20 protein-coding genes are annotated in these 23,061 nt (G+C 74.9%); 12 read left to right on the forward strand and 8 right to left on the reverse strand.

From position 1 onward, the window contains the following. Positions 1-16 precede the first annotated feature (16 nt). The 3 genes from ABD994_RS23265 to ABD994_RS23275 are packed head-to-tail and all read left to right on the forward strand — an operon-like array spanning position 17 to position 1,539. Positions 17-298 carry an antitoxin gene (locus ABD994_RS23265; protein ID WP_345420906.1) on the forward strand — a complete coding sequence of 94 codons (282 nt, stop codon included), beginning with the start codon at positions 17-19 and terminating at the stop codon, positions 296-298. Then, the gene (locus ABD994_RS23270) at positions 295-1,110 is read left to right on the forward strand and encodes an SDR family NAD(P)-dependent oxidoreductase (protein ID WP_345420909.1); all 816 of its coding nucleotides are present in this window, start codon (positions 295-297) and stop codon (positions 1,108-1,110) included. The genes ABD994_RS23265 and ABD994_RS23270 overlap by 4 nt, the downstream gene beginning before the upstream one ends. A 36-nt stretch (positions 1,111-1,146) precedes the next feature. Continuing rightward, positions 1,147-1,539 carry a DUF3224 domain-containing protein gene (locus ABD994_RS23275; RefSeq protein WP_345420912.1) on the forward strand — a complete coding sequence of 131 codons (393 nt, stop codon included), beginning with the start codon at positions 1,147-1,149 and terminating at the stop codon, positions 1,537-1,539. Positions 1,540-1,551: 12 nt separating this feature from the next. On the opposite strand, the gene ABD994_RS23280 is transcribed toward ABD994_RS23275, so the two are convergent. Continuing rightward, positions 1,552-2,394, reverse strand: a complete 843-nt coding sequence (locus tag ABD994_RS23280; RefSeq protein ID WP_345420915.1) for a formate/nitrite transporter family protein — start codon at positions 2,392-2,394, stop codon at positions 1,552-1,554. A gap of 51 nt (positions 2,395-2,445) precedes the next feature. Between ABD994_RS23280 and ABD994_RS23285 the strand changes: the two genes are divergently transcribed. Further along, entirely contained in the window at positions 2,446-2,925 is a 480-nt protein-coding gene (locus tag ABD994_RS23285) for an OsmC family protein (protein ID WP_345420919.1), read from the forward strand. A gap of 31 nt (positions 2,926-2,956) precedes the next feature. On the opposite strand, the gene ABD994_RS23290 is transcribed toward ABD994_RS23285, so the two are convergent. Beyond that, entirely contained in the window at positions 2,957-6,490 is a 3,534-nt protein-coding gene (locus tag ABD994_RS23290; protein WP_425550112.1) for an indolepyruvate ferredoxin oxidoreductase family protein, read from the reverse strand. A 180-nt stretch (positions 6,491-6,670) separates the two neighbouring features. Here ABD994_RS23290 and ABD994_RS23295 point away from each other — a divergent pair, with 180 nt between their 5' ends. Together ABD994_RS23295 and ABD994_RS23300 are read left to right on the forward strand one after the other, a co-directional pair. Further along, positions 6,671-7,144 (forward strand): Lrp/AsnC family transcriptional regulator, encoded by a 474-nt coding sequence (locus ABD994_RS23295; RefSeq protein WP_345420922.1) that lies wholly within the window; start codon positions 6,671-6,673, stop codon positions 7,142-7,144. Positions 7,145-7,162: 18 nt separating this feature from the next. Then, entirely contained in the window at positions 7,163-7,966 is an 804-nt protein-coding gene (locus ABD994_RS23300; protein WP_345420925.1) for a thioesterase family protein, read from the forward strand. A 3-nt stretch (positions 7,967-7,969) separates the two neighbouring features. Here ABD994_RS23300 and ABD994_RS23305 read toward each other — a convergent pair whose 3' ends face one another. Further along, on the reverse strand, positions 7,970-8,461 hold the full coding sequence (locus tag ABD994_RS23305; protein ID WP_345420928.1) for a MarR family winged helix-turn-helix transcriptional regulator: 492 nt from the start codon (positions 8,459-8,461) through the stop codon (positions 7,970-7,972). A gap of 85 nt (positions 8,462-8,546) precedes the next feature. Between ABD994_RS23305 and ABD994_RS23310 the strand changes: the two genes are divergently transcribed. Beyond that, positions 8,547-9,422, forward strand: coding sequence for an NAD(P)H-binding protein (locus tag ABD994_RS23310; protein ID WP_345420933.1), 876 nt, complete (start codon positions 8,547-8,549; stop codon positions 9,420-9,422). Here ABD994_RS23310 and ABD994_RS23315 read toward each other — a convergent pair. Beyond that, a complete protein-coding gene (locus tag ABD994_RS23315; RefSeq protein ID WP_345420936.1) occupies positions 9,419-10,525 on the reverse strand; it encodes an SPL family radical SAM protein in 1,107 nt (368 codons plus the stop codon). The two genes, ABD994_RS23310 and ABD994_RS23315, sit on opposite strands and share 4 nt — an antisense overlap. 132 nt (positions 10,526-10,657) lie before the next feature. Between ABD994_RS23315 and ABD994_RS23320 the strand changes: the two genes are divergently transcribed. From ABD994_RS23320 to ABD994_RS23330, 3 genes are all read left to right on the forward strand, one after another. Further along, on the forward strand, positions 10,658-10,873 hold the full coding sequence (locus ABD994_RS23320; RefSeq protein WP_345420939.1) for a hypothetical protein: 216 nt from the start codon (positions 10,658-10,660) through the stop codon (positions 10,871-10,873). Between the two features lie 64 nt (positions 10,874-10,937). Beyond that, a complete protein-coding gene (locus ABD994_RS23325) occupies positions 10,938-11,909 on the forward strand; it encodes a phosphotriesterase family protein (RefSeq protein ID WP_345420942.1) in 972 nt (323 codons plus the stop codon). Next, positions 11,906-13,435, forward strand: coding sequence for a class I adenylate-forming enzyme family protein (locus ABD994_RS23330; RefSeq protein ID WP_345420945.1), 1,530 nt, complete (start codon positions 11,906-11,908; stop codon positions 13,433-13,435). Before ABD994_RS23325 ends, ABD994_RS23330 begins: the two co-directional genes overlap by 4 nt. A gap of 6 nt (positions 13,436-13,441) precedes the next feature. On the opposite strand, the gene ABD994_RS23335 is transcribed toward ABD994_RS23330, so the two are convergent. From ABD994_RS23335 to ABD994_RS23350, 4 genes are all read right to left on the reverse strand, one after another. Then, complete coding sequence (locus ABD994_RS23335; RefSeq protein ID WP_345420948.1) at positions 13,442-14,956, reverse strand: DICT sensory domain-containing protein; 1,515 nt, start codon at positions 14,954-14,956, stop codon at positions 13,442-13,444. Between the two features lie 166 nt (positions 14,957-15,122). Next, positions 15,123-15,770: a LutC/YkgG family protein gene (locus ABD994_RS23340; protein WP_345420951.1), complete on the reverse strand. Its 648-nt coding sequence runs from the start codon at positions 15,768-15,770 to the stop codon at positions 15,123-15,125. Further along, entirely contained in the window at positions 15,757-17,208 is a 1,452-nt protein-coding gene (locus tag ABD994_RS23345) for a LutB/LldF family L-lactate oxidation iron-sulfur protein (protein ID WP_345420971.1), read from the reverse strand. Before ABD994_RS23345 ends, ABD994_RS23340 begins: the two co-directional genes overlap by 14 nt. Positions 17,209-17,222: 14 nt before the next feature. Then, positions 17,223-17,996, reverse strand: coding sequence for a (Fe-S)-binding protein (locus ABD994_RS23350; RefSeq protein WP_345420954.1), 774 nt, complete (start codon positions 17,994-17,996; stop codon positions 17,223-17,225). 359 nt (positions 17,997-18,355) lie between these two features. Here ABD994_RS23350 and ABD994_RS23355 point away from each other — a divergent pair, with 359 nt between their 5' ends. Together ABD994_RS23355 and ABD994_RS23360 are read left to right on the forward strand one after the other, a co-directional pair. Continuing rightward, positions 18,356-20,998 carry a LuxR C-terminal-related transcriptional regulator gene (locus ABD994_RS23355; RefSeq protein WP_345420957.1) on the forward strand — a complete coding sequence of 881 codons (2,643 nt, stop codon included), beginning with the start codon at positions 18,356-18,358 and terminating at the stop codon, positions 20,996-20,998. Positions 20,999-21,224: 226 nt separating this feature from the next. Continuing rightward, on the forward strand, positions 21,225-23,061 hold a 1,837-nt coding region (locus ABD994_RS23360; RefSeq protein ID WP_345420960.1), incomplete at its 3' end, for a beta strand repeat-containing protein.

The following is a 23,061-nucleotide window of genomic DNA, read 5'->3' on the forward strand; positions in this document are numbered from 1 at the left end:
CGAGGAGGACGAACACATGCCCCTGATGCGCAGGGTCGCCGCCCTCGGCGCCGCCGTCGCCGCCGCGCGGCGCTACGCCCGCCAGAACCCCGAGAAGGTCAACCGGTACGCCGACCAGGCCGCCGAGTTCGTGAACAGCCGCACCGGCGGGCGCTACCGCAAGCACGTCGACTCGGCCGTGCGCCAGGTGCGCAAGCAGACCAGCGTCCCGGGCCGCACCGTGCCGTTCCCCGAGGCGCAGTACTACGGCCCGCAGTCGGCGACCCGCTACCCGAGCCAGCGCACCGACCGTCCGTGAGCACGGCCCTCGTCACGGGCGCGACCGACGGGCTCGGCCGCGCCCTGGCCCGCGACCTCGCCGGTCGCGGGCTCGAGGTCCTGCTGCACGGCCGTGACGACGCGCGGGGCGAGGAGACGCTGGAGGAGATCCGGCGCGAGACCGGCAACGAGGCGCTGTCCTGGTACCGGGCGGACCTCGCCGACCTCGCCCAGGTCCGCGACCTCGCCGACCGCGTCGCCGCCGATCACCCGCGCCTGCACGTGCTGGTCAACAACGCCGGCATCGGTGCGGACGTCCCCGGCGGCGGCGTCCGGCAGGAGAGCGCGGACGGCCACGAGCTGCGGTTCGCGGTGAACTACCTGGCCGGCCACCTGCTCACGCGGCGGCTGCTGCCGTCGCTGCGGGCGGCCGGGGCCGACGGCGAGGGCCCGGCCCGCGTCGTCATGGTGTCGTCGGCGGGCCAGGCCGCCCTCGACTTCGACGACCTGATGCTGACCCGCGGCTACTCGGGCTGGCGCGCCTACACCCAGAGCAAGCTCGCGCAGATCCTCGACGCGGTCGACCTCGCCGACGAGCTCGACCCGGCGGTGGTCACCGCGACCGCCCTGCACCCGGCGACGTACATGCCGACCAAGATCGTGCCGTCGCCGATCAGCACGATCGCCGAGGGCGTCGAGGCGACCGCGCGGCTCGCGGTCGCGCCGGAGCTCGCCGGGGTGACCGGTCGCTACTTCAACGGTCTGCGTGAGGCCCGTCCCGACCCGCAGGCGCTCGACCCGGACGCCCGGGCCCGGCTGCGGCGGATCGCCGACGAGCTGACGCGACCCTGACGGGAGGTGTCAGCCTCCACCCGCCAGGATGGCCGGGTGACCCACCTGGAAGCCGCGTTCAGCATCGACATCTGGGAGCCGATGGAGGGTGACGCCCTGGCCGAGCCGGAGGGCCGCGGCCCGGCGACGGGGCGGGCGCTGATCCGCAAGACCTACACCGGGCCGCTGCAGGGCACCGCGGTCGGCGAGCTGCTCACCACCCAGGGCGAGGGCGGCGCCGCGTACCTCGCCCAGGAGCGCGTCGTCGGCGAGCTCGAGGGCCGGTCGGGCAGCTTCGTCCTCCAGCACGGCGCCTCGGGTGGCGACGGGCAGGAGATGCGCCAGTGGGCGTTCGTCGTCGCGGGGTCCGGTGCCGGCGGGCTGGCCGGGCTGTCGGGCACCGGCGTCGTCGCTCACGAGCGTCTGACACTGGACTACGAGCTGCCCTGATCCGCGGCCGGGTCAGCCGTCGTGGTGCGGGCCGGGTGCGGCGCGCCACTCCTGCAAGCGCTCGCCGCTGCGCAGCAGGCGCAGGGCGGTCGTGATGCCGAGACCACCCACGATGTTGCCGCCGACCGACCAGGCGAAGAACACGATCCAGTTGCCGTAGCCGTAGGACCCGCCCGCGTGGATGCCGCCGAAGATGAACAGCGAGTCGAGCACCGAGTGGTACATCGAGAGCCCGGCGACGAGGAAGGCGACGGCCACGGAGGCCACGACCTTCGCGACGTCGTCGTCGGTGCCGTTGCGCATCCTCGTCAGCAGGGTCATGACGACGCCGGCGATCACCGCGAGCAGGAACGTGGACAAGTGCAGTGACGAGGTCGCGTAGGTGGCCCCGTCCTTCACGGCCGTCGACCGGAGCGCCGGGAAGGCGTTGACCACCGCCCACATCGTGACCCACCCGCCGACGAGGTTGCCCACCAGCGTGAGCACCCAGAACCGGCCGAGCCGGCTCCAGGTGGCCTCCTTGGCCGCCACCACGGCCACCGGCACGAGGAAGCCCTCGGTGAACAGCTCGCTGTTGCCCAGCAGCAGCGCGATGAAGCCGACCGAGAACGCGATGCCGGCGAGGAGCTTGGACCCGGTCGCCTGCTCCACGGCGAGGAAGGCGAGCACGCCCAGGGCGATCTCGACGCCGGCGATCGTCCCGCTGGCGACGAGCTCGGTCGGCGTCCGGTAGAGCCGGGGCCGCCCGTTCTGCACCACCTGGTCGAACGTGCGCTCGACCTCGTGCTCCCGGATCGCGTCGTGGCGCCCCTGGGAGTCGCGCTCGGCGGCCGTGGTGTCGTCCTGGGCGGTCATGAGCGTCCGGTCTGCCCGATCGATCCGGTCCGCCACACCTAGTCTCGCCCCGTGGCCTTCACGAGCGATCCCGACGGCACCCACCGCTACCGCGCCACATGCACGTGGTCGGGCTCGACGGGCGCCGGCTACGACGCCTACGAGCGCGCCCACCGGGTCGAGGCCCCGCCCGCCACGGCCGCGCTGGAGCTGTCGAACGACCCGACGCTCGGTGGTGACGCCGCGCGCCTCGACCCCGAGCAGCTCGTGCTCGCGGCCGCGTCGTCGTGCCAGCTGCTGTCGTTCCTCGCGATCGCCGCGCGGGCCCGCATCGACGTCACCGCCTACCGCGACGACGCCGAGGCGACGATGTCCCACGACGACGGCCCGCAGCGGATCGCGACGATCGTGCTGCACCCGCACATCACCGTCGCCGCGGGCCCGAGCGAGCACCGCGTCACGCGCCTGGTGCACCTGGCCCACCAGGAGTGCTACGTCGCGAACAGCCTCGCCACCCCCGTCACCGTCGACCCCGTCCTCACCTTCACGTGAGTAGTCGGGGCCCCTATAGGGGCCCGACTACTCACATCGGCAGGAGCTCGGCGAGGCGGGCGCGGTAGCGGGCGACGTTGTCGAGCTTGATCTGCTCGTAGCCGCGCACCATGTCCGGCAGGGCGGCGATCTCCACCGCCCGCTCGACGTCGGTCATGGCCAGCAACGTCGGCACCAGCGACCGGTACTCGGCCACCAGCTCGCGCTCGACGCGGCGGACCTCGGCCGCGCCGAACGGGTCGAGGCGCGTGCCCCGCAGCCGGCGCATCCCGCGCAGCGTCCGGTACCCCGGCCGGAACCAGCGGCCGAGCGTGATCTTGCGCTGCATCCCCGCGGCCCGGAGCACCGGCGGGTGCAGCTTCCAGGCGTAGCGGGCGCCGTCGCCGAACTGTGCGCGCACCGACGCGTCGAGCGCGGGGTCGAGCGACAGGCGCGCGACCTCGTACTCGTCCTTGTAGGCCATGAGCTTGTACAGGCCGGTGGCGACGGCCTCGGCCAGGCGCGGGTCGGCGTCGGCGCAGCCGCGCACGACCTCGGCGTAGGACCGCGCGTAGGCCGCGTCCTGGTACGCGACGAGCTCCGGCACCCGGATGCCGATCAGCCGCTCGAGCTCGCTGCCCGCCGGGGCCCCGATCGACGCGACGATGTCGGCCGCCTCGGCCGCGCCACGGTCGGTGAGCCCGGGCACGCCGGTGTCGGCGCCGGTGCCCGTGGCCTGGGCGACCACCTGCGCGAACGCCTCCGGGTCGGCGACGGACTGGCGACCGCGACGGAAGGCCTGGAGGTTCTGCTCCACCGCCGCGCCGTTGAGCGTGAACGCCTCCTCGATCGCCGCGGCGGGCAGCGGCAGCGCGCCCGCCTGGAACGCGGCGCCGACGAGCAGCGTCAGGGCGAACTGGTCGTCCCCGAACAGCGCGTCCGCGATCGCGCGGGCGTCGAGGACCACCCCGACGTCCCGGCGGACCCGGTCGGTGATGCGGCGCAGGACGGCGTCCGGGTCGGGGAAGGTGGCGGTCGGGTCGACGACCATCGCGCCGGTCGGCACCTTCGCCGACGACACCGCGGCGACGGTGCGCCACGACGCGCAGGTGGCGAGGTTGGCGGGCTCGGCGGCCACGAGCAGGTCGGCGCCGAGGTAGAGGTCGCACTCGCCGTCGGCGGCCCGCCCGGCCGCGTCGTGGGGCGCCGTGCTGATCTTGACGTCGGACACCACCGCGCCGCCCTTCTGGGCGAGCCCGGTCTGGTCCAGGCCGCGGACGTGGCGCCCGGCCACCAGCCCGGCCGTCGCCAGCACCTGCGACACCGTCGTCACGCCCGTGCCGCCGATACCGGCGAGCCGGATCGTGAACGCCTCGGTGTCGACCACCGCCGGCGGCACCGGCAGCGCGTCGGCGCCCAGCGGCGCGACCTCCACCGCGCCGGGGCGCTCGCCCGGCTCCACGGTCAGGAAGGCCGGGCAGTCGCCGTCGAGGCAGGAGTAGTCCTTGTTGCAGGACGCCTGGTGGATGCGGGTCTTGCGGCCGAACTCGGTGTCGACCGGCGTCACCGACAGGCAGTTCGACGTCTGCCCGCAGTCGCCGCAGCCCTCGCAGACGCGCTCGTTGATCATCACGCGGGTCGACGGGTCGGCGAGCGTGCCGCGCTTGCGCTTGCGCCGCTTCTGCGCGGCGCACTCCTGGTCGTGGATGAGCACGGTGACACCGGGGGTGTCGGCGAGGACGCGCTGGGCCTCGGAGTAGCGCGAGCGGTCCCAGACCTCCACGCCCTTCGCCAGCCGCACGCCCCGGTAGCGCGACCGGTCCTCCGTCGTCACGAGGATCTTCGTGACGCCCTCCGCCGCGAGCGACCGCGTCAGCGCCGGCATCGACAGCGCACCCACGGCGTCCTGGCCGCCGGTCATCGCCGCGGCGCCGTTGTGCAGCAGGCGGAACGTCACGTGCGCACCGGCCGCCACGGCCGCGCGCACGGCGAGCGAGCCGGAGTGGTGGAACGTCCCGTCGCCCATGTTCTGGACGTAGTGGTCGGCCTCCACGAACGGCGCCATGCCGAGCCAGTGCGCGCCCTCGCCGCCCATCTGGGTCAGGCCGGTGACCTCGCCGACCTGCTCCTCCGGCATGAGCAGCACCATGGTGTGGCAGCCGATGCCCGCCCCGACGAGCGAACCGTCGGGGATCGCGGTGGTCGAGGTGTTGTGCGGGCAGCCCGAGCAGTAGAAGGGCGTCCGGTGGGCGCCGCTGACCGGCGTCAGCGACAGGTCGATCCGGGAGCGGCGGGCCTTCTCGTCGCGCCACGCCCGCACCGACGGCACGTCGCCGTGCGCGAGGAGGCGCTCGCCGACGCGGCGGGCGACGACGTCGGGGTCGAGGTCGCCGGCCTCGGGGAACATCGGTGTGCCCTCGGGGCCGCGCTTGCCGTACACCCGCGGGGCGCCGGCGCGGCCGTAGAGCAGCTCCTTGACCTGGGTCTCGAGGAACGCCCGCTTCTCCTCGACGACGACGATCTCGTCGAGACCGTCGGCGAAGCGCTCGACGATCCCCGGCTCCAGCGGCCAGGGCATCCCGACGCGCAGCAGGCGCACCCCGCGGCGCTCCAGCTCGGCGTCGTCGAGCCCGAGCGTCTCGAGGGCCTGGCGCAGGTCGAGCCAGCTCTTACCCGCCGCGACGATCCCGACGGTCGCCGGGCCGTGCCCGACGATCCGGTTCAGCCCGTTGGCCGCGGCGTAGCGGCGGGCGATCTCGAGCCGGGCGCGGTAGAGGTCGCGCTCGATCGGCCCGAGGTGCGGCTGCAGCAGCGTCGCCGACGGCGTGTGGACGTACTCCCGGCCGTCGATCGTCGTGTCCGGGGTGACGATCGCGAGCCGGTGCGGGTCGACGTCGACGGTTCCCGACCCGTCGGCGACGGCGGTCACCATCTTCAGCGACGTCCACAGCCCGCTGGCCCGCGAGAGGGCGACGGCGTGGCGGCCGAGGTCGAGGACGTCCTGGGCGTCGGCGGGGAAGAGCACCGGCACGGCCATGTCCGCGAGGGCGGCCTCCGACGCGCACGGCACGCTCGACGACTTCGCCGACGGGTCGTCGCCGACGAACGCGACGGCGCCGCCGCGCTGGTGGGTGCCGGTGAGGTTGGCGTGGCGCAGCGCGTCGGTGGCGCGGTCGAGGCCCGGGGCCTTGCCGTACCAGTAGCCGACGACGCCGTCGCGGGTCAGCCCGCCGGTGGCCGCGGCCAGCTGCGTCCCCTCGACGGCGGTGAGCGCGAGCTCCTCGTTGAGGCCCGGGGCGAAGACGACGTCGTGCGCGTCGAGCAGGTCGCGGTGGCGGGCGAGCTCGAGGTCGTAGCCGGCGAGCGGCGAGCCCTCGTAGCCCGAGACGTAGCCGCCGGTGCGCAGGCGGGCGGCGAGGTCGGCACGGTGCTGGTCGAGGGGCAGGCGCACGAGGGCCTGGACGCCGGTGAGGTGCACGCGGCCGGTGGTGCGCACGTAGCGGTCGCGCAGGCTCATCGGCCGGCGGTGCCCGCCGTCGTCGCCGTGGGGCACGTCGAGCTCGGGGGGACGGACGTCGACGGTCATGGCGGACCTCCTCGGCGGGCGGTCGCGGGGTGGGGTGGTCCCGGCGGCGGCCGCGCGTACTCGCGGTGGTCGCGAAGGTAGGGAGTTACTCGCCAGTGGTCTATCGTGGTTCTCGTCGACTGGGCCAATGGTCCGTCCGAACAGCACTTCGACTGATCCGCTTCGGCCATTGGACGACCCGTGGACCTCGACGACCTCGACCGCGCCCTGCTGCTCGCCCTGCTCGAGCGTCCGCGGGTGGGGCTGCGGGAGCACGCGCGGGCACTGGGCATCGCGCGCGGCACCGCCCAGGCCCGCTTCCTGCGCCTGCAGGAGCGCGGCGTGATCATCGGGTTCGAGCCGCGCGTCGACCCCGAGGCGCTCGGCTACGACGTGCACGCGTTCGTCACGCTGAACATCACCCAGGGCCGTCTCGACGACGTCGCCGAGCACCTGGCGACGATCCCCGAGGTCGTCGAGGCCCACAGCATCACCGGCGACGGCGACCTGTGGGCGCGCGTGGTCGCGCGGACCAACGCGCACCTGGAGCACGTGGTCCAGGGGATCATCGGCACCCCGGGCGTGGAGCGCACGCGCACCGAGATCGCCCTCACCGAGCGGGTGCACCACCGCGTCCTGCCGCTCGTCCGCGCCCTCCCGCGCGGGCGGCGCTGAGGTGGTCTACTCGCCCGCGTGATCGGTGAGCTGGCGCTGGACAGCACGGGCGAGCGGGTCGGCGACGGCGTGCACGGGATCGACCTGTCCGACCGCTGGGGCCTCGACGACGGGCGGCTCAACGGCGGCTACCAGATCAGCGTCGCCCTGCGGGCGCTGGCGGCGGAGGTCCCGCTGCCCGACCCGGTCGTCGCCTCGGCGTCCTACCTGCGGCCCGCGTGGCCGGGCCCGGCCCGGGTGCTCACCGAGGTCGTCCGCGCCGGGCGACGCCTGGCCACCGGCACCGCGCGCCTCGTGCAGGCCGGCCCCGACGGCGTGGAGCGCGACGTGCTGCGCCTCGAGGCGAGCTTCGCCGATCTCGCCGCCACGCCGGCCGACCCCGTCGACCTGACCGCCCCGCCCGAGCTGCCGCCGTTCGAGCAGTGCCGGACGTTCGGCGGCGACGACGCCCCGCCGGAGGTCGCGTCGGTGGGACGGCGGATGCGCTACGGCGTCACGGCGATGCCCGGCTGGACGCGCGGCGAGCCCTCCGGCGACCCGAGCGCCGAGTTCTGGTTCGCCTTCGCCGACGGATCCGACGCGACCCTGCTCGACCTCGCGTTCGTGGTCGACGGCGCCGCCCCCGTGGTGCTCGAGCTGGGTCGCGGGTCGAGCACCGTCCAGCTCACCGTGCACCTGCGCGAGCACCCCGCGCCCGGGCCGCTCGCCTGCCGCACGGTCACCCGCCACCTCGCCCACGGCCTGCACGAGGAGGACGTGGAGGTCTGGGACAGCCGCGGGGTCCTGGTCGCCCAGTCTCGCCAGCTGGCCCTGCTGCTCTGACGGTCACGCCGGCCGGCCGGTGTCGCCGCCGGCGACGTTGCTCCGCAGCCGGCCGAGCACCCGCCGGACGACGTCGACGTCGTCCGGGTCGAGGCCCGCGTGCAGGCGCCGGTCGTGCTCGACGGCGACCTCCCGCAGCCGGGTGAACGCCGCGCGCCCGGCGTCGGTCAGCTCGACGACGTGGACCCGGCGGTTCGCGGGGTCGCGGCGGCGGGTGACGAGGCCGTCGGCCTCCATCGCGTCGAGGTGGTGGGTCAGGGTCGCGCCCTGGATGCCGACCGCGGCCGCGAGCTCCCGCTGGCTCGTCGCCCGCCCGGAGGTGAGGGCGAGCAGCACCAGCCAGGTCGACAGCGACCCGCCCGCCGCCGCGAGCGAGGCGTTGAAGGCGCGGCCGACCTCGCGCGCCGCGGTGGTGAGCAGCAGGCCCAGCGGCGGCCCGTCCCCCGCCCGGGCGGACAGCGACCCCGGCGCGGGTTCCGGCGCGGTCTCGACCACCGCGCGACGGTAACACCAAAACGTTTGACGACTAATCGTTCGATGTCTAACGTTTTCCCGCCCGCTTCGGTCGAGAGGATCCGCCATGACCGAGGACACCGTCCTGGTGACCGGCGCCAGCGGTCACGTCGGCGCCGAGCTGGTCGCGCAGCTCGCCGCCGGCGGCCACCGTGTCCGCGCCATGACCCGCCGGCCGGCGCAGCTCGCCGTCCCGGACGGCGTCGAGGTGGTCGCCGGGGACGCCGACGACCCCGCCTCGCTCGACGCCGCGTTCGCGGGCGCCGCGCGGGCGTTCGTCATGTCCGCCCAGCAGGTCGCGGCGGACGCGGTCCCCGCGCACGTCGAGGCCCTCGCCGGCGCCGCTGCGCGGGCCGGGACGGGTCGCCTGGTGCTGCTCTCGGTGCTCAGCGGCGGCGAGGGCGACGACGTCCTCGCCGCGTGGTGGGGTCGCGCCGAGCGGGCCGTCGTCGACGCTGCCCCGGAGTGGACGGTCCTGCGGCCCGGACGGTTCATGTCGAACGCGCTCGGGTGGGCGCCGCAGATCGCGCGCGGCGACGAGATCGCCGTGCCCTTCGCCCACCGGCCGGCGACCTCGATCGACCCGGCCGACATCGCCGCGGTCGCCGCCGCGGCTCTCACCGACGTCACCGGCCGCCACGCGGGTGCGGTGCACCGGCTCTCCGGCCCGGCCGCACTGACCCCGGCCGAGGAGCTGGCCGAGGTCGCCACCGTGCTGGGCCGGCCGCTGCGCGCCGTCGAGCCGCCGCTCGAGCAGGTCCGCGCGGGCATGGCGCGGGGCGGGATGTCCGAGGCCGCCATCGACGCCGTCCTGGCCCGCACGCTCCGCAGCGACGACGGCGCCGAGGTCCTGCCCACCGTCGAGCACGTGCTCGGGCGCCCGGCGCGCCCCTTCGCCGCCTGGGCCCGGGCGCACCGCGCCGAGCTCGCGGGGGCCGGCTAGGTCCAGTAGAGGACGCGGGCGGCGGGGAGGCGCTCGGCGAGCTCGTCGGTGACGTGGGCGCGCAGGTCGGCCATGACGTCGTCGGGGTAGACGTGCTTCACCGCGCCGAACTTGCCGCGCTTGGTCTTCCGCTGCTCCGGGTCCATCTCGAGCCGGGTGCGCGGGTACCAGGTCTCGAGGGTCTCCTTGCTGCCCGGCGTGAAGCGGTGGGTGATGCACTCGGCGGTCAGGTCGAGGTCGCCCGCCACGCCGGCGCCCGCGAGCGCCGCCGCGACGCGGGCCAGCAGGTCGCTGTAGGCCGTGCGCCAGTCGCCGACGGGCATGATCGGCGCGATCGTCAGCCCGACCGGCCAGCCCGCGCGGGCCATCGTCGCCAGGGCGTCGATGCGCGCGGCGACGGGGTCGGTGCCGCCCTCGAAGCGGCCGGTCACCGCCTCCGGCCCGACCGAGAACCGCAGCCGGGTGCGTCCGCCGTGGGGCAGGTCGAGCAGGCCGGCGACGTCGGCGAACTTGGTCGTCGCGCGCAGCTGCACCGGCCCGCCGAAGTCGTGGGTGCCGACGTGGCGGATCGCCGCCGAGAGGCTGCCGGTGACGTGCTCGATGCCGAGCGGATCGGTGTAGCAGGACGCCTCGAACGTCGTGCCCTCGGCGGCGCGGGCGGCGTTCGTCGAGGTGATCGTGCCGTGGCCGACGTAGGCGTCGAGCCCGGCGAGGATCTCCTCGAGGTCCCCGAACACACGGGTCACCGGCGGTCCGGACAGTGACCCGGCGAGGTAGCAGTACTGGCAGTGCGCCGGGCAGCCGCGCGCGAGGTCGACGCGCCAGTCGGCGCTCGGCGGGATCGGGCCCAGCTTGCGGGCCGACGCGGGGCTGGTGACGACCGCGAGGGTGGCCTTGGCGCGGGCGTAGGTCTCGCGCTCGGTCCCGCCGCGGACGCCGGTGATGCGGTCGCCGCGCAGCAGCTCGACGTCGTCGACACCGGCGGCCTCGCAGCGGCGGAGGATCTCGGCGGTGTGCGGGTGCTCCTGCGCGGAGCGGGTGACCAGGACGTGGTGGGGGGTCCAGAGGCGGGTGCGGGTGGGCACCTCGGGGGATGTCGTCATCGCACCGACGTCAACCCCGCCGCCGCCCGGCGACTTCCGCCCGGAGGGAGTGATTGGGCTGATCGTGCGCGGGATAGTCGGCGTGCGTCCGGCGTGTCGCCGGTCACACCCGTTCGACCCCGGGAGGCCTCCGTGTCCGCTCCGCCCACCGGCCCCGACCTGCGCCCCGCCGCCCTCGACGACGCCGCCCTCGAGGAGATCCACCGTCTCGAGCAGCGCCTCGGGACACCGGTCGTCGCCTACGAGGCCGCGAGCCCGTACGCCGACCTCAGCGCGGAGCAGCTCGCCGAGGTCCAGCGTGCCGAGTCGGCCCTCGGCGTGCGCCTGCTGGCCTACCGACAGGTCTGAGCCGGCCCGCCGCGCACCGTAGGGTGGCCCGCGTCACAACCGCGACGCGGGGAGGTGCGGGCTCATGCCCTCGGTGGAGACGGTGCGGGGTCCGGTGGACGTCGGCGACCTCGGCACGACGCTCATGCACGAGCACGTCTTCGTGCTGTCGCCGGACGTCATGCAGAACTACGGCGACGAGTACTGGGACGAGGAGGTCCGCGTCGCCGACGCGATCGACAAGCTGCGCCGGCTGCGCGACCTCGGCGTCACCACGATCGTCGACCCCACCGTCGTGGGCCTCGGCCGCTACGTCCCGCGCGTGGCGCGGATCAACGCCGAGGTCGACCTCAACATCGTGGTCGCCACCGGCCTCTACACCTTCGACGAGATCCCGCACTTCCTGCACTACCGCGGCCCGGGCACCGTCCTCGGCGGCGACGAGCCGATGCTGGCGATGTTCCTGAGGGACATCCGGGAGGGCATCGGCGGGACCGGGATCAAGGCGGCGTTCCTCAAGGGCGTCGTCGAGGAGCGCGGCCTGACCCCCGACCAGACCCGCATCCAGCAGGCGATCGCGGCGGCGCACGTCGAGACCGGCGTCCCGATCACCGTGCACACCAACGGGCCACACCAGACCGGGCGGCTCGCGCTGGACCTCTACGCGACGGCGGGCGTCGACCTCACCAAGGTCGTCGTCGGGCACGCCGGCGACAGCAACGACCTCGACTACCTGCGCGAGATCGCCGACCGCGGGGCCCTGATCGGCGCCGACCGCTTCGGGGTCGACGTCTTCAACCCCACCGACCAGCGCGTGGCCACCATCGCCACCCTCTGCGCCGAGGGCTACGCCGAGAAGATCGTGCTGTCCCACGACGCGTCCTGCTACATCGACTTCTTCTCCGGCGACAGCCAGGCCACGAAGGAGCAGATGCTGCCCAACTGGCACTTCGAGCACATCCACCGCGACGTCCTGCCCGCGCTGCGCGAGCAGGGCGTCACCGACGAGCAGATCACGACGATGCTCGTCGACAACCCGCGGCGGTACTTCTCGTGAGCCCCGTCCCGGTCGACCGGGGACCGGCGGTGTTCGACACCTCCGGCATCACCCGTGGCGACGACGGCATCGCCCGCTACGACCACCTCCAGCCCTCGGTGGTCGCGATGGTGCGGGCGTCGGTGGAACGGCACCCCGACGTCGAGGCGCTGGTGGAGGTCGGCGGCGAGCGGGTCTCGTACGCAGAGCTGTGGGAGCGCGCGGCCCGCGTCGCCGGCGGCCTCGTCGGCGAGGGCGTGACTCGCGGCGACCGCGTGGCGTCCCTGCTGCCGGCCGGCCTGGACTGGGTGGTCGGCTTCCTCGGCACGCTGCTCGCCGGGGCGGTCGCCGTGCCGGTCAACACCCGCTTCGCCGCGCCCGAGGTCGAGCACGTCCTCGCCGACAGCGGGGCGTCGGTGGTCATGCGCCCGCGCACGCCCCTGCCGGCCGGCAACCCGGAGGCCCTCGACGACCTCGTCCCCGGCGACCTGGCCGCGATCTTCTACACGAGCGGCACCACCGGGCGCCCCAAGGGCGCCCGCACCACCCACGGCAACTTCCTGGCCAACGTCGAGACCGCGATCCGCGTCATCGGCATCGACCGCGCCGAGGGCCCGGCGGTGCGCAACCTCGTCTCGGTGCCGCTGTTCCACGTCACGGGGTGCAACTCGCAGCTGCTCGTCCAGCTCGGGCTGGGCGGGACGACGGTGGTGCTGCCGGCGTTCGACGGCGCCGCGTTCGTGCGCGCGATCGTCGACGAGCGCATCGACACCGTGGTCAGCGTGCCCGCCGTCTACGGGCTGACGCTCGGCCGCGGCGACCTCGACGCCGACCTGTCCCACGTCAAGAGGCTCACCTACGGCGGCGCGCCGATGGCGCCCGCCCTGGTGCGGCGGCTGATGGAGCGCCTGCCGCAGGCGCGGCTGGGCAACGGGTTCGGGCTCACCGAGACGTCCTCGATCGCCACCTTCCTGCCCCACGAGTACGCCGCCGAGCACGCCGATGCGGTCGGCTTCGCCGCGCCGGTGGTGGACCTCGCCCTCGCCGACGCCGACGAGGCGGGCGTCGGGGAGCTGCTGATCCGCGGGCCGAACGTCGTCGACGGCTACTGGCGGGCGCCGGAGGCGACGGCCGCGACGTTCGTCGACGGCTGGCTGCACAGCGGCGACCTCGCCCGCGTCGACGACGGCATCGTGCGGGTGGTGGACCGGGCCAAGGACGTCATCAACCGGGGCGGCGAGAACGTCTACTCGGTGGAGGTCGAGAACGCGCTCGCGGGCGCGCCGGGCGTGGCCGACGCGGCCGTGGTCGGGGTGCCCGACGACGTCATGGGCGAGAAGGTCGGCGCCGTGCTCGTCGGCACGGCGGGCACCGACATCGACGTCGGCGCCGTGCTCGACCACCTGGCCGACCGGATCGCCGACTACAAGGTGCCGCAGTACGTCGTCACCACCACCGACCCGCTGCCCCGCAACCCGGGCGGCAAGCTCCTCAAGCGCACCCTGCGCGACGGCACCGACTGGGGTGCGCCCGTGCGCGGGCGCTGACGCCGGTCAGCGCGGCTGGGGCACCTCGGCGGCGACGACGCCGTGGGAGCCGGGCAGCAGGTCGTCCGGATGGGGCTCGTCCGGGCCGAACCAGGGGTGCTCGACCGTCGCCACCGGGGGCGCCGAACCCTCGGCAGCGCTGTGCCCCGGCGCGGGCACGACGCGTCCGGCGCGGGTCGAGACGACGGCCAGCCGCTCGCCGACCAGGGTGTGGCCGGCGTCGACGGCGCCGGTCGCGTCGGCGGGCAGGCGGCCCAGCGCGACCCGGAGGTCCTCGACGGGCAGTGGCCGGGTGTGGGTGACGACCGTGGCCACCGTGGCGGTCAGCGGGACGTGCGGGTAGCCGTCGGAGGACAGCTCCAGCTGCTCGGCGATCTCGTCGCCGAGGCCCGCGAGGTGGCGCGGCGAGGCGCCGGGGACGACCACGAGGAACTCGCGCCGGCCGAGGCGCACCGCGGCGTCCACCGGACCGAGCGGCTGCTCCAGCGCGGCGGCGACCTTGCGCGCGGCGTGGTACTCCGCCCGCGGGTCGGCGAACTCGGTGTCGAGCCCGGGGACGTCGACGAGCGCGAGGCCGACCGGCAGCTCGGTCGTGCCGCCCGGCGCCGACCACCGCTCGAGGAAGTCCGGGGTCGGCAGCCCGCTGGACGGGTCGGTCTCGGCGACGCGCTGCGCGTCGGCGGCCCGCTGCGCGTCGGCGAGCTGCTCGCGCAGGGCGCGGCTGCCCGCCTGGGCGGTCTGCATCCGGGTGATCATGTGGGCCAGCGACGCCGTCGCCCACGCCTCCGCCGGCGTGCCGCCGCTGCCGGCGACCTCCCCGCCCGCGGCCATCACCTCGCCGAGCAGCGCGTCGATCCGCCGCAGCAGCTCCTCGGGCAGCCGGGCGCCCAGCGCGAGGCGCAGCCGGGCGAGCTCCGCCCCCGCCTGGGCGTGCGCGTAGCCCCAGCGGCCCGCGAAGCGGCGGCTGGCCTCCCGGTCGCGCTCGCGGGCGTCGTAGGCGTGCTGGTCGGTGGCCACCAGGAAGGCGCCCGCGCCCGGCCCGACGGCGACCACCGTCCACTCGTCGGCGAGCTTCTCGTCGGGCTCGAGCAGCACGGTGTGCACGCCGCGGGGCGGGGCGTGCTCCTCGCCGCGCACGAAGCCGACCACCACGTCGGCCCCGGACTCGGCGAGGCGCTCGTAGACCACGCGCTCGCGCTCGAAGAACTCGAGGCGCTGGAAGAGCGCGATCACCACGGTCGGCGTCGGCGAGCCGGTGATCGGCGCGGCGACGACCGCCTTCTCGATCGCGTGGCTCACGGCCACGAGCAGCCGCTTCGGCACCGGCGAGGGCTGCCCGCCCGCGGTGTGCTCCCACGTGCGCCGCGGGTCATCCTCCAGCCGCGTCCGCGTGGCGCGAGCGGTCGCCTCGGCCACGGCCTGCGACAGCGGCCCCGCCACCCCCGCCGTGCCGCCGGGCGGCACCGGCGGGACGGTGGGGACGGGAGCGAGTGGGGAGCGGCCGTTCGGGTGGCTGGTCACCGGCGGTGTCTCCTGGCGTCCGGGCGATGCGGGGTGGCTTCGGCCGTTCCCCGGAACCACCCGTCCCACGCGGCCCGGGCCCGCCGTGCGGCGACCGGCGGTCCGGACGCGACGAAGTGATCCACGCCACCCGTTCGGCCCGCGGCCGACCCGGCGACGCCGCCGGTCACCCCGTGTGAGGTCCCACGAGCACGACGTCGAGGCGACGGGGACCGTGGACGCCCTCGACGCGGTCGAGCTCGATGTCGCTGGTGGCCGACGGGCCGGAGACGAACGTCAGGGGACGGTCCGGGTCGAGACGCGCGAGGGCCTCGGGCACCGACGAGACGACGGCGTCGGCGCGGATGACGCAGACGTGGTGGTCGGGCACCAGCGTGATCGCCCGGCGGCCCTGGTCCGGGGCCAGCGCATCGAGCACGAACGTGCCGGTGTCCGCGATCGCCACCGCGGCGCCGGTGACGACGGCGTCGACGCGGTCGAGCGCGGCGACCGTCAGCGCCGGCTCGTCGGGCCGCACGCGGGCGGTGACCTCGGCGAGCCAGCGCGCCGGCAGGCCGGGCGGGGCGACGAACGTGGTCGCCCCGGCGTCGGAGAGCACCCGCGCGATCGCCGCCGCGACGCCGTCCTCGTCGGCGACGCGGTGCACCGTCGCCCGGTAGTCGGTCAGCGTCTCCTCGAGCCGGTCGACCACCGCCGCGCTGCCCGGCGCGTGGGCCCCGGTGCGCCGGTAGTCGCGCGGCACCGCCGGCGACGTCGCGCCGCCCGCGTCCCGCGCGGTCCGCAGCCGGGCCAGGACCTCCTCACGCGCGTCCACGACGCTCCCACCACTGCCGGAACGTCTCCGCCGGCGGCGGGGGCATGTCGCGCGCCCCGAACCACGCCGCCGCGCCCGGCCCGGGCACCGAGCGGATCCGCCCCGAGCGCCCCAGCAGCCGTCCCAGCTTCACCACGCGCTCGGCCAGCGAGAAGCGTCCCGGCGTCGCCATCGCGGCCGCCGCGGCGCGCATCGCCACGTCCTGCGCGGTCGGGCGGGTGTGCGCCTCGACCGCCGCCGCGCGCTGCTGCACGAGCAGGTGCGGGATGTCGATGCGCACCGGGCACGCGTCGAAGCAGGCCCCGCACAGCGACGAGGCGTAGGGCAGCGAGGCGTTGACGTCGTCGGGGCCGTCGATGCCGGTGAGCTGCGGCGAGAGCACCGCGCCGATCGGCCCGGGGTAGATCGAGCCGTAGGCGTGCCCGCCCGCGCGCTCGTAGACCGGGCAGACGTTGAGGCACGCCGAGCAGCGGATGCAGTGCAGCGCCTGGCGCCCGTCCGGCGAGGCGAGGACGTTCGAGCGCCCGTTGTCGAGCAGCACGAGGTGGAACGTCTGCGGGCCGTCGCCGGGGGTGACCCCGCTCCACGTCGACGTGTACGGGTTCATCCGCTCACCGGTGGAGCTGCGCGGCAGCAGCTGCAGGAAGACCTCGAGGTCCGACCACGTCGGGACGACCTTCTCGACGCCCATCACCGTGATCAGCGTGTCCGGCAGCGTCAGGCACATCCGCCCGTTGCCCTCGGACTCCACCACCGAGATCGTGCCGGTGTCGGCGACCGCGAAGTTCACCCCGGAGATGCCGACCGTCGCCGAGAGGAACTTCCGCCGTAGGTGCGTCCGGGCCGCCATGGCGAGCCGGCGGGGCTCGTCGGTGAGGTCCGGGTCCACGTCGGGCATCTCGCGCAGGAAGATGTCGCGGATCTCCGAGCGGTTGCGGTGGATGGCCGGCACGAGGAAGTGCGACGGGCGGTCGTCGGAGAGCTGGACGATGAGCTCGGCGAGGTCGGTCTCCAGCGCGGCGATCCCGGCCGCGCCCAGGGCCTCGTTGAGCCCGGTCTCCTGCGTGGCCATCGACTTGACCTTGACGACCTCGTCGGCCCCGGTGCCCCGCACCAGGTCGACGACGATCCGGTTGGCCTCCTCGGCGTCCCGGGCCCAGTGCACGACGCCGCCGCGGTCGGTCACCGACGCCTCGAGCTGCTCGAGCAGCTCGGGCAGCCGCGCCATGACGTCGGCCTTGACGCCCTCGCCGGCGCGGCGCAGCTCCTCCCAGTCGTCGACCTCGGCGACGACCCCGGCGCGCTTGGCGCGGATCGTGCGGGTGGCGTGCCCGAGGTTCTGGCGCAGCTGGGTGTCGGCCAGCGCCCGGTGCGCGGCGACGGGGAACGGCTCGGTGCCGCGCAGGTGCCCGTGCGGGTCGGCCGCGACGGTCGGCATGCCCAGATCAGTGGTCACGAGGACACCTCCATGACGGCGTCGGACGGGGCGCCCGTCTGCTCCGTCGAGGCCAGGATCTCCGCCAGGTGCACGGTGCGGACCCCGGAGCGCAGGCGCGAGAGCCCGCCGCCGATGTGCATGAGGCACGACGTGTCACCCGCGGTGCACACCTCGGCGTGCGTGGAGAGGACGTTCGCCATCTTGTCCGCGAGCATCGCCGTCGACGTCTCCGCGTTCTTCACCGCGAAGGTGCCCCCGAACCCGCAGCACACCTCGGCGTCGGGCAGCTCGGAGAGCGTCAGACCGCGGACCGCGCGCAGCAGCCGCAGCGGCTTGTCCCCGACGCGCAGCATCCGCAGCGAGTGGCACGTCGGGTGGTAGGTGACGCGGTGCGGGTAGTAGGCGCCGACGTCGGTGACCCCGAGGACGTCGACGAGCAGCTCGGAGAGCTCGTAGGTGCGTCCCGCCAGCTCCTCGGCGGCCCGCGCGAGCCCCTCGTCACCGCCCCGGCGGGCGACCATCGCGTGCTGGTGGCGGACGCAGCCGACGCAGGACCCGGACGGCGCGACGACGACGTCGGCGGTCCCGCTGAAGACCTCCACGTGGTGGCGCACCAGCGGCAGGGCCAGGTCGAGGTAGCCGGTGTTGACGTGAGCCTGCCCGCAGCACGTCTGGTCGGCGGGGAACACGACCTCGTGCCCGAGGCGCTCGAGCAGCAGGGTGGTGGCCCGCGGCGCCTGGGGGAACATCGCGTCCCCGAGACAGGTCGCGACGAGGGCGATCCTCAACGGCGGTCTCCTCGGCGGTGCGTCCGAGCGGTGGTGGTCGGATCAGTCTCCCCCGTGCCCCGCTGGCCGCGCTCGTCCGGATCACCGGCGATTACCTGTGACCTCGAGTTACCTGAATAGGCCCGGGCTGACTACGCAAAGCCGGTCGAGATGCTTCCGGTGGCCCCCAGGACATGAGGAGACTGCTCCACGAACGATCAAGACCCGGGGCCGTGCCCGGCCCGACATCCGCACTAGTACGTAACGGGGAGCCCAACCGTTCCCGGATGCCAGGTCCCGCGCCACACTCGGGTCGTCCGACGAGGCAGGGGAGGCGACATGGTCACGCCGTCCCCGCGGGCGCCCGGGGTGGTGGACCGGTGAGCGGCGACGAGCGGGAGTGGCCCCTCGCCGGACGCGCCGAGGCCCTGGGCACGGTGCAGCGCATCGCCGCGCGCCGCGAGCGGGCCGGCGTCATCGCGGTCGGGCCCCCCGGTGTCGGCCGCACGCGGTTCGCGCGGGCGGCGCTGGTCGGCGTCGGGTCGACCGCACCCGCGGACGGCCACCCGGACGGTCCGTCCTGGCACCCGGTCTGGGTGATGGCCTCCCGCGCGACACGAACGATCCCGCTCGGGGCGCTGAGCCACCTGCTGCCCGAGCTCGACCAGGGCGACGGCAGCCCGGGCTGGCTCCTGCACGAGGCCCGGCAGGTCCTGCTGCGCGCCAAGGGGGCGGCCACGCTGCTCCTCGGCGTCGACGATGTCCACCTGCTCGACGAGACCTCCGCGGTGCTGCTGCACCAGCTCGCGTCCTCCGGCGACGCGTTCCTGGTGCTCACCGCGCCCACCGGCGTCTCGGTCCCCGAGCCGGTGTTCGCGCTGTGGAAGGAGTCGCTGGTCGAGCGCATCGACCTCCCGGAGCTCACGCGCCAGGAGAGCGACGACCTCGTGGTCACGGTGCTCGGCGGCCACGTCGACGCGGCGACGCTGCACCGGCTGTGGTCGCTCTCGCTGGGCAACCCGCTCTTCCTGCGCGAGCTCGTGCTGGGCGCGCGGGCCAGCGGGGCCCTCACGGCCACCGGTCGCGTGTGGCACACCGACGGCACGATCCCGATCTCGCCGCGGCTCGCCGAGATCATGCACCAGCGCACCGAGGGCTCCGCGCCCCTCGAACAGACCCTCATGCGGCTGCTCGCCTTCGGCCAGCCCCTGGGCAGCGACCTCGCCGCGGAGCTGACGTCACCCGAGACGGTCGAGGCCCTCGAAGACCGCGGCATCGTCACGTCGCGACGCACGGGCCGTCGCGTCGAGGTGCTGCTCGCCCACCCGCTGCACACCGAGGTGCTGCGCCGCGCCGCGACGCCGTACCAGGAGCGCCAGCACTACCAGCGGCTCGCGGACGCGCTCGAGTCCCGCGGCGTGCGGCGCGAGGAGGACCACCGGCGGCTGCTGGCGTGGCGCGTCGGACAGGGGGCCTGGTCCGATCCGTCCGACCTCGTCGCGGCGGCGGCCGGAGCCGTCGACACCGACCCCGTGCTCGCGGAACGGCTGCTGCGGGAGGCGGCGACCGTCGGCGACGCCGGTGCGCAGCTCGACCACGCGCGCGTCCTGGTACGGCTCGGCCGCTCGGTGGACGCCGAGGAGGTGCTCGGCCCGCTCGCGCGGGACGAGGATCCGTCCCCGGACCTGCGGGTCACGGTCGCCCTCACGCGGGCCTACAACCTGCTCTGGGGCCTGCGCGACGCGGCCGGCGCGCGGCGGGCGGTGGCCGACGCGGGCGACGACCTCCCCGACTCCGCGGAGGCCGCGGTCCTGCGGGCGTTCGCGCTGCTGCTCGGCGGTGACCACCTCGGCGCGAGCGGCGTCGTCGCCGACCTGGTCGAGGAGCCGCGCGCCGACGACGCGCCCCTCGCGGCGCTCGCGGTCGCGGCGACGGCGGCCGCCCGTGCCGGACGCGCGGCGGAGGCCCGTCGGCTGGCCGACCGCGGCCTGGAGTCGAAGGGCCAGGACCCGACCGGCGGCTGGATGCTGGTGGAGCTCACCGCCGCACGCTGGTACGCCGACCTGGAGACGGGCCGGCTGGACGAGGCGGAGGCGACGGCGGTGGCCGCCCACGGCCGGGCCGTCGAGGACGGGCAGCGCACGACGGCCGCCCTCGGCGCGACCTGGATCGGCATCGTGGCCGCCCGTCGCGGGCGGCTCGGCACCGCGACGCGGTGGCTGCTCGAGGCGGCGGCCGGGGTGCCGGCGGACAGCTTCCTGTTCACTGTGCCGCTGGTCAGCGAGCTGGCGATCGCGATCTCGTCCCTCGGCAACACCCCCCGCGCCCGGTCGGTCTTCGAGGAGGCGGGCGACCTCGGTGTCGACGGCCCGTTCCCGGGTTCGGCGGGCGCGGCGCAGGTGTGGTTGGCCGGGGAGGTGGGCCAGACGACGGAGGCCGAGCGCATCGCCCTCGAGGTCGCCGACGGCCCGGCCACCCTCGGCGCCCGCGTGGCGGCGCTGCACACCGCCGTCCGCCTCGGCATCACGGGCCCGGTGACCGAGCGTCTCGAGGAGCTCACCCGTGACACCGCGAGCGGACTGCTCATGCTCTACGCCGCCCACGGGCGGGCCCTGGCCGAGGGCGACGGCGAGGCGCTCGACGAGGTCGCCGACGGGTTCGCCGCCGCGGGACTGCTGCTCGACGCCGCCGAGACCGCGGCGCAGGCCGCGGTCGTCCACCGCGCGCACGGGGCCACCGGCTCCGGCGGGGGGTCGGCGTCGCGGGCCCGGGCGTGGGCCGAGTCGTGCGAGGACGCCTCCACGCCGGCGCTGGAGCAGCTCGACGGCGTCGCCGACCTCACCCGGCGCGAGATGGAGATCGCGTCGCTGGCCGCCTCGGGGCTGACGAGCAAGGCCATCGCCGGACAGCTCGTCGTCAGCGTCCGGACCGTGGACAACATCCTGCGGATGGTCTACGCCAAGTTGGGCGTTTCCGGCCGCGGTGACCTGGCCCAGGTCAGCGGAATCCGCACGACCCGCTGACGTTCCGTGAGCATCTCACCCGTCACCGTGCCGTCGAGTAGGTGACGGAAGCCGTGGACCAGCAGTTGAGTACTCCGGTACTCATGACCCTGCGCGACAGGATGTCCAAGCTCTGTCTCGTCGAAGAAGGCCCGGACCGGCCCCCGCACCGGGAGTCGTGTGAGCCACCAGCCGGCGCGAGCGCGCCGAGCCAGGTCTGCGGCCCGACCAGATGAGAGGACACGAGATGACCGAAACGGTCGAGCCGCCTCCCGGCAACGTCAACCAGGGCAGCAGCGGCGGGAACGTCAACCAGGGCTCCGGCGGGGGCAACGTCAACCAGGGCTCCGGGGGCGGCAACGTCAACCAGGGCTCCGGCGGCGGGAACGTCAACCAGGGCTCCGGCGGGGGCAACGTCAACCAGGGCTCCGGCGGCGGCAACGTCAACCAGGGCTCCGGCGGGGGCAACGTCAACCAGGGCTCCGGGGGCGGCAACGTCAACCAGGGCTCCGGCGACGGGAACGTCAACCAGGGCGGCTCGTTCGGCAACGTCAACCAGGGCGGCCTCGGCGGGAACGTCAACCAGCAGTCGCCGGCCGCGATCGCCGACCAGCAGGGCTACCACTGCCCGATCCACGGCGCGTACTCGTTCTGCCCGGGGACCTGCCACCACCGCCAGGAGTGGGACTCCCAGCACTCCCACCACGACGGCGGATTCGCCGCGCCCGTGCACCATGCGGGCAACGTCAACCAGGGCGGTGGCGGCGGGAACGTCAACCAGGGCGGCTCGTTCGGCAACGTCAACCAGGGCTCCGGCGGCGGCAACGTCAACCAGGGCAGCAGCGGCGGCAACGTCAACCAGGGCTCCGGCGGCGGCAACGTCAACCAGCAGGGTTCCGGGAACGTGAACCAGCAGGGCTCGGGCAACGTCAACCAGCAGGGCCCCGGTCCGAACGTCAACCAGCAGGCCTCCGTCGGGGGCGGCGGCAACGTCAACCAGGGCGCCAACACCGGCGGCGGCGGCAACGTCAACCAGCAGGGCGGGGTCGGCGGGAACGGGAACGTCAACCAGGGCGCGAACACGGGGAACGTGAACCAGGGTGCTGGCGGCGGGAACGTCAACCAGGGCGGCCTCGGCGGCAACGTCAACCAGGGCGGCTCCGGCGGGAACGTCAACCAGCAGGGCGGGGTCGGCGGCATCGGGAACGTCAACCAGGGCGCCGGCGGCAACGTGAACCAGGGCTCGGGTGGCGGCAACGTCAACCAGGGCAGCGGTGGCGGCAACGTCAACCAGGGTGCCGGCGGCGGCAACGTCAACCAGGGCTCCGGCACGGGGAACGTCAACCAGGGCTCCGGTGGCGGCAACGTCAACCAGGGCGGCCTCGGCGGCAACGTCAACCAGGGCTCCGGCACGGGGAACGTCAACCAGGGCAGCGGCGGCGGCAACGTCAACCAGGGCGGCCTCGGCGGCAACGTCAACCAGGGCTCCGGCGGCGCCAACGTCAACCAGGGCAGCGGCGGCGGCAACGTGAACCAGGGCGGCCTGGGCGGCAACGTCAACCAGGGCAGTGGCGCTGGGAACGTGAACCAGGGCTCCGGCGGCGGCAACGTCAACCAGGGTGCTGGTGGCGGCAACGTCAACCAGGGCGGTGGCGGCGGCAACGTCAACCAGGGCAGTGGCGCTGGGAACGTGAACCAGGGCTCCGGTGGCGGCAACGTCAACCAGGGCGCCGGCGGCGGCAACGTCAACCAGGGCTCCGGCACGGGGAACGTCAACCAGGGCGGCCTCGGCGGGAACGTCAACCAGGGCGGTGGCGGCGGGAACGTCAACCAGGGCTCCGGCGGCGGCAACGTCAACCAGGGCTCCGGTGCTGGCAACGTGAACCAGGGCGGGCTCGGCGGGAACGTCAACCAGGGCGGCCTCGGCGGCAACGTCAACCAGGGCTCGGGTGGCGGGAACGTCAATCAGGGCTCGGGTGGCGGGAACGTCAACCAGGGCGCCGGCGGCGGCAACGTCAACCAGGGCTCCGGCGGCGGCAACGTCAACCAGGGCTCCGGCGCTGGCAACGTGAACCAGGGCGGGC

The sequence above is a fragment of the Actinomycetospora chlora genome (assembly GCF_039542135.1).
Lineage (GTDB): Bacteria > Actinomycetota > Actinomycetes > Mycobacteriales > Pseudonocardiaceae > Actinomycetospora > Actinomycetospora chlora.

Excerpts from the sequence above, each read along its gene's own strand:
- ABD994_RS23265 (WP_345420906.1), top strand. The coding sequence starts at position 17 with ATGCCCCTGATGCGCAGGGTCGCCGCCCTCGGCGCCGCCGTCGCCGCC.
- ABD994_RS23280 (WP_345420915.1), bottom strand. The coding sequence starts at position 2,394 with ATGACCGCCCAGGACGACACCACGGCCGCCGAGCGCGACTCCCAGGGG.
- ABD994_RS23290 (WP_425550112.1), bottom strand. The coding sequence starts at position 6,490 with ATGACCGTCGACGTCCGTCCCCCCGAGCTCGACGTGCCCCACGGCGAC.
- ABD994_RS23310 (WP_345420933.1), top strand. The coding sequence starts at position 8,547 with ATGACCGAGGACACCGTCCTGGTGACCGGCGCCAGCGGTCACGTCGGC.
- ABD994_RS23315 (WP_345420936.1), bottom strand. The coding sequence starts at position 10,525 with ATGACGACATCCCCCGAGGTGCCCACCCGCACCCGCCTCTGGACCCCC.
- ABD994_RS23325 (WP_345420942.1), top strand. The coding sequence starts at position 10,938 with ATGCCCTCGGTGGAGACGGTGCGGGGTCCGGTGGACGTCGGCGACCTC.
- ABD994_RS23345 (WP_345420971.1), bottom strand. The coding sequence starts at position 17,208 with ATGCCGACCGTCGCGGCCGACCCGCACGGGCACCTGCGCGGCACCGAG.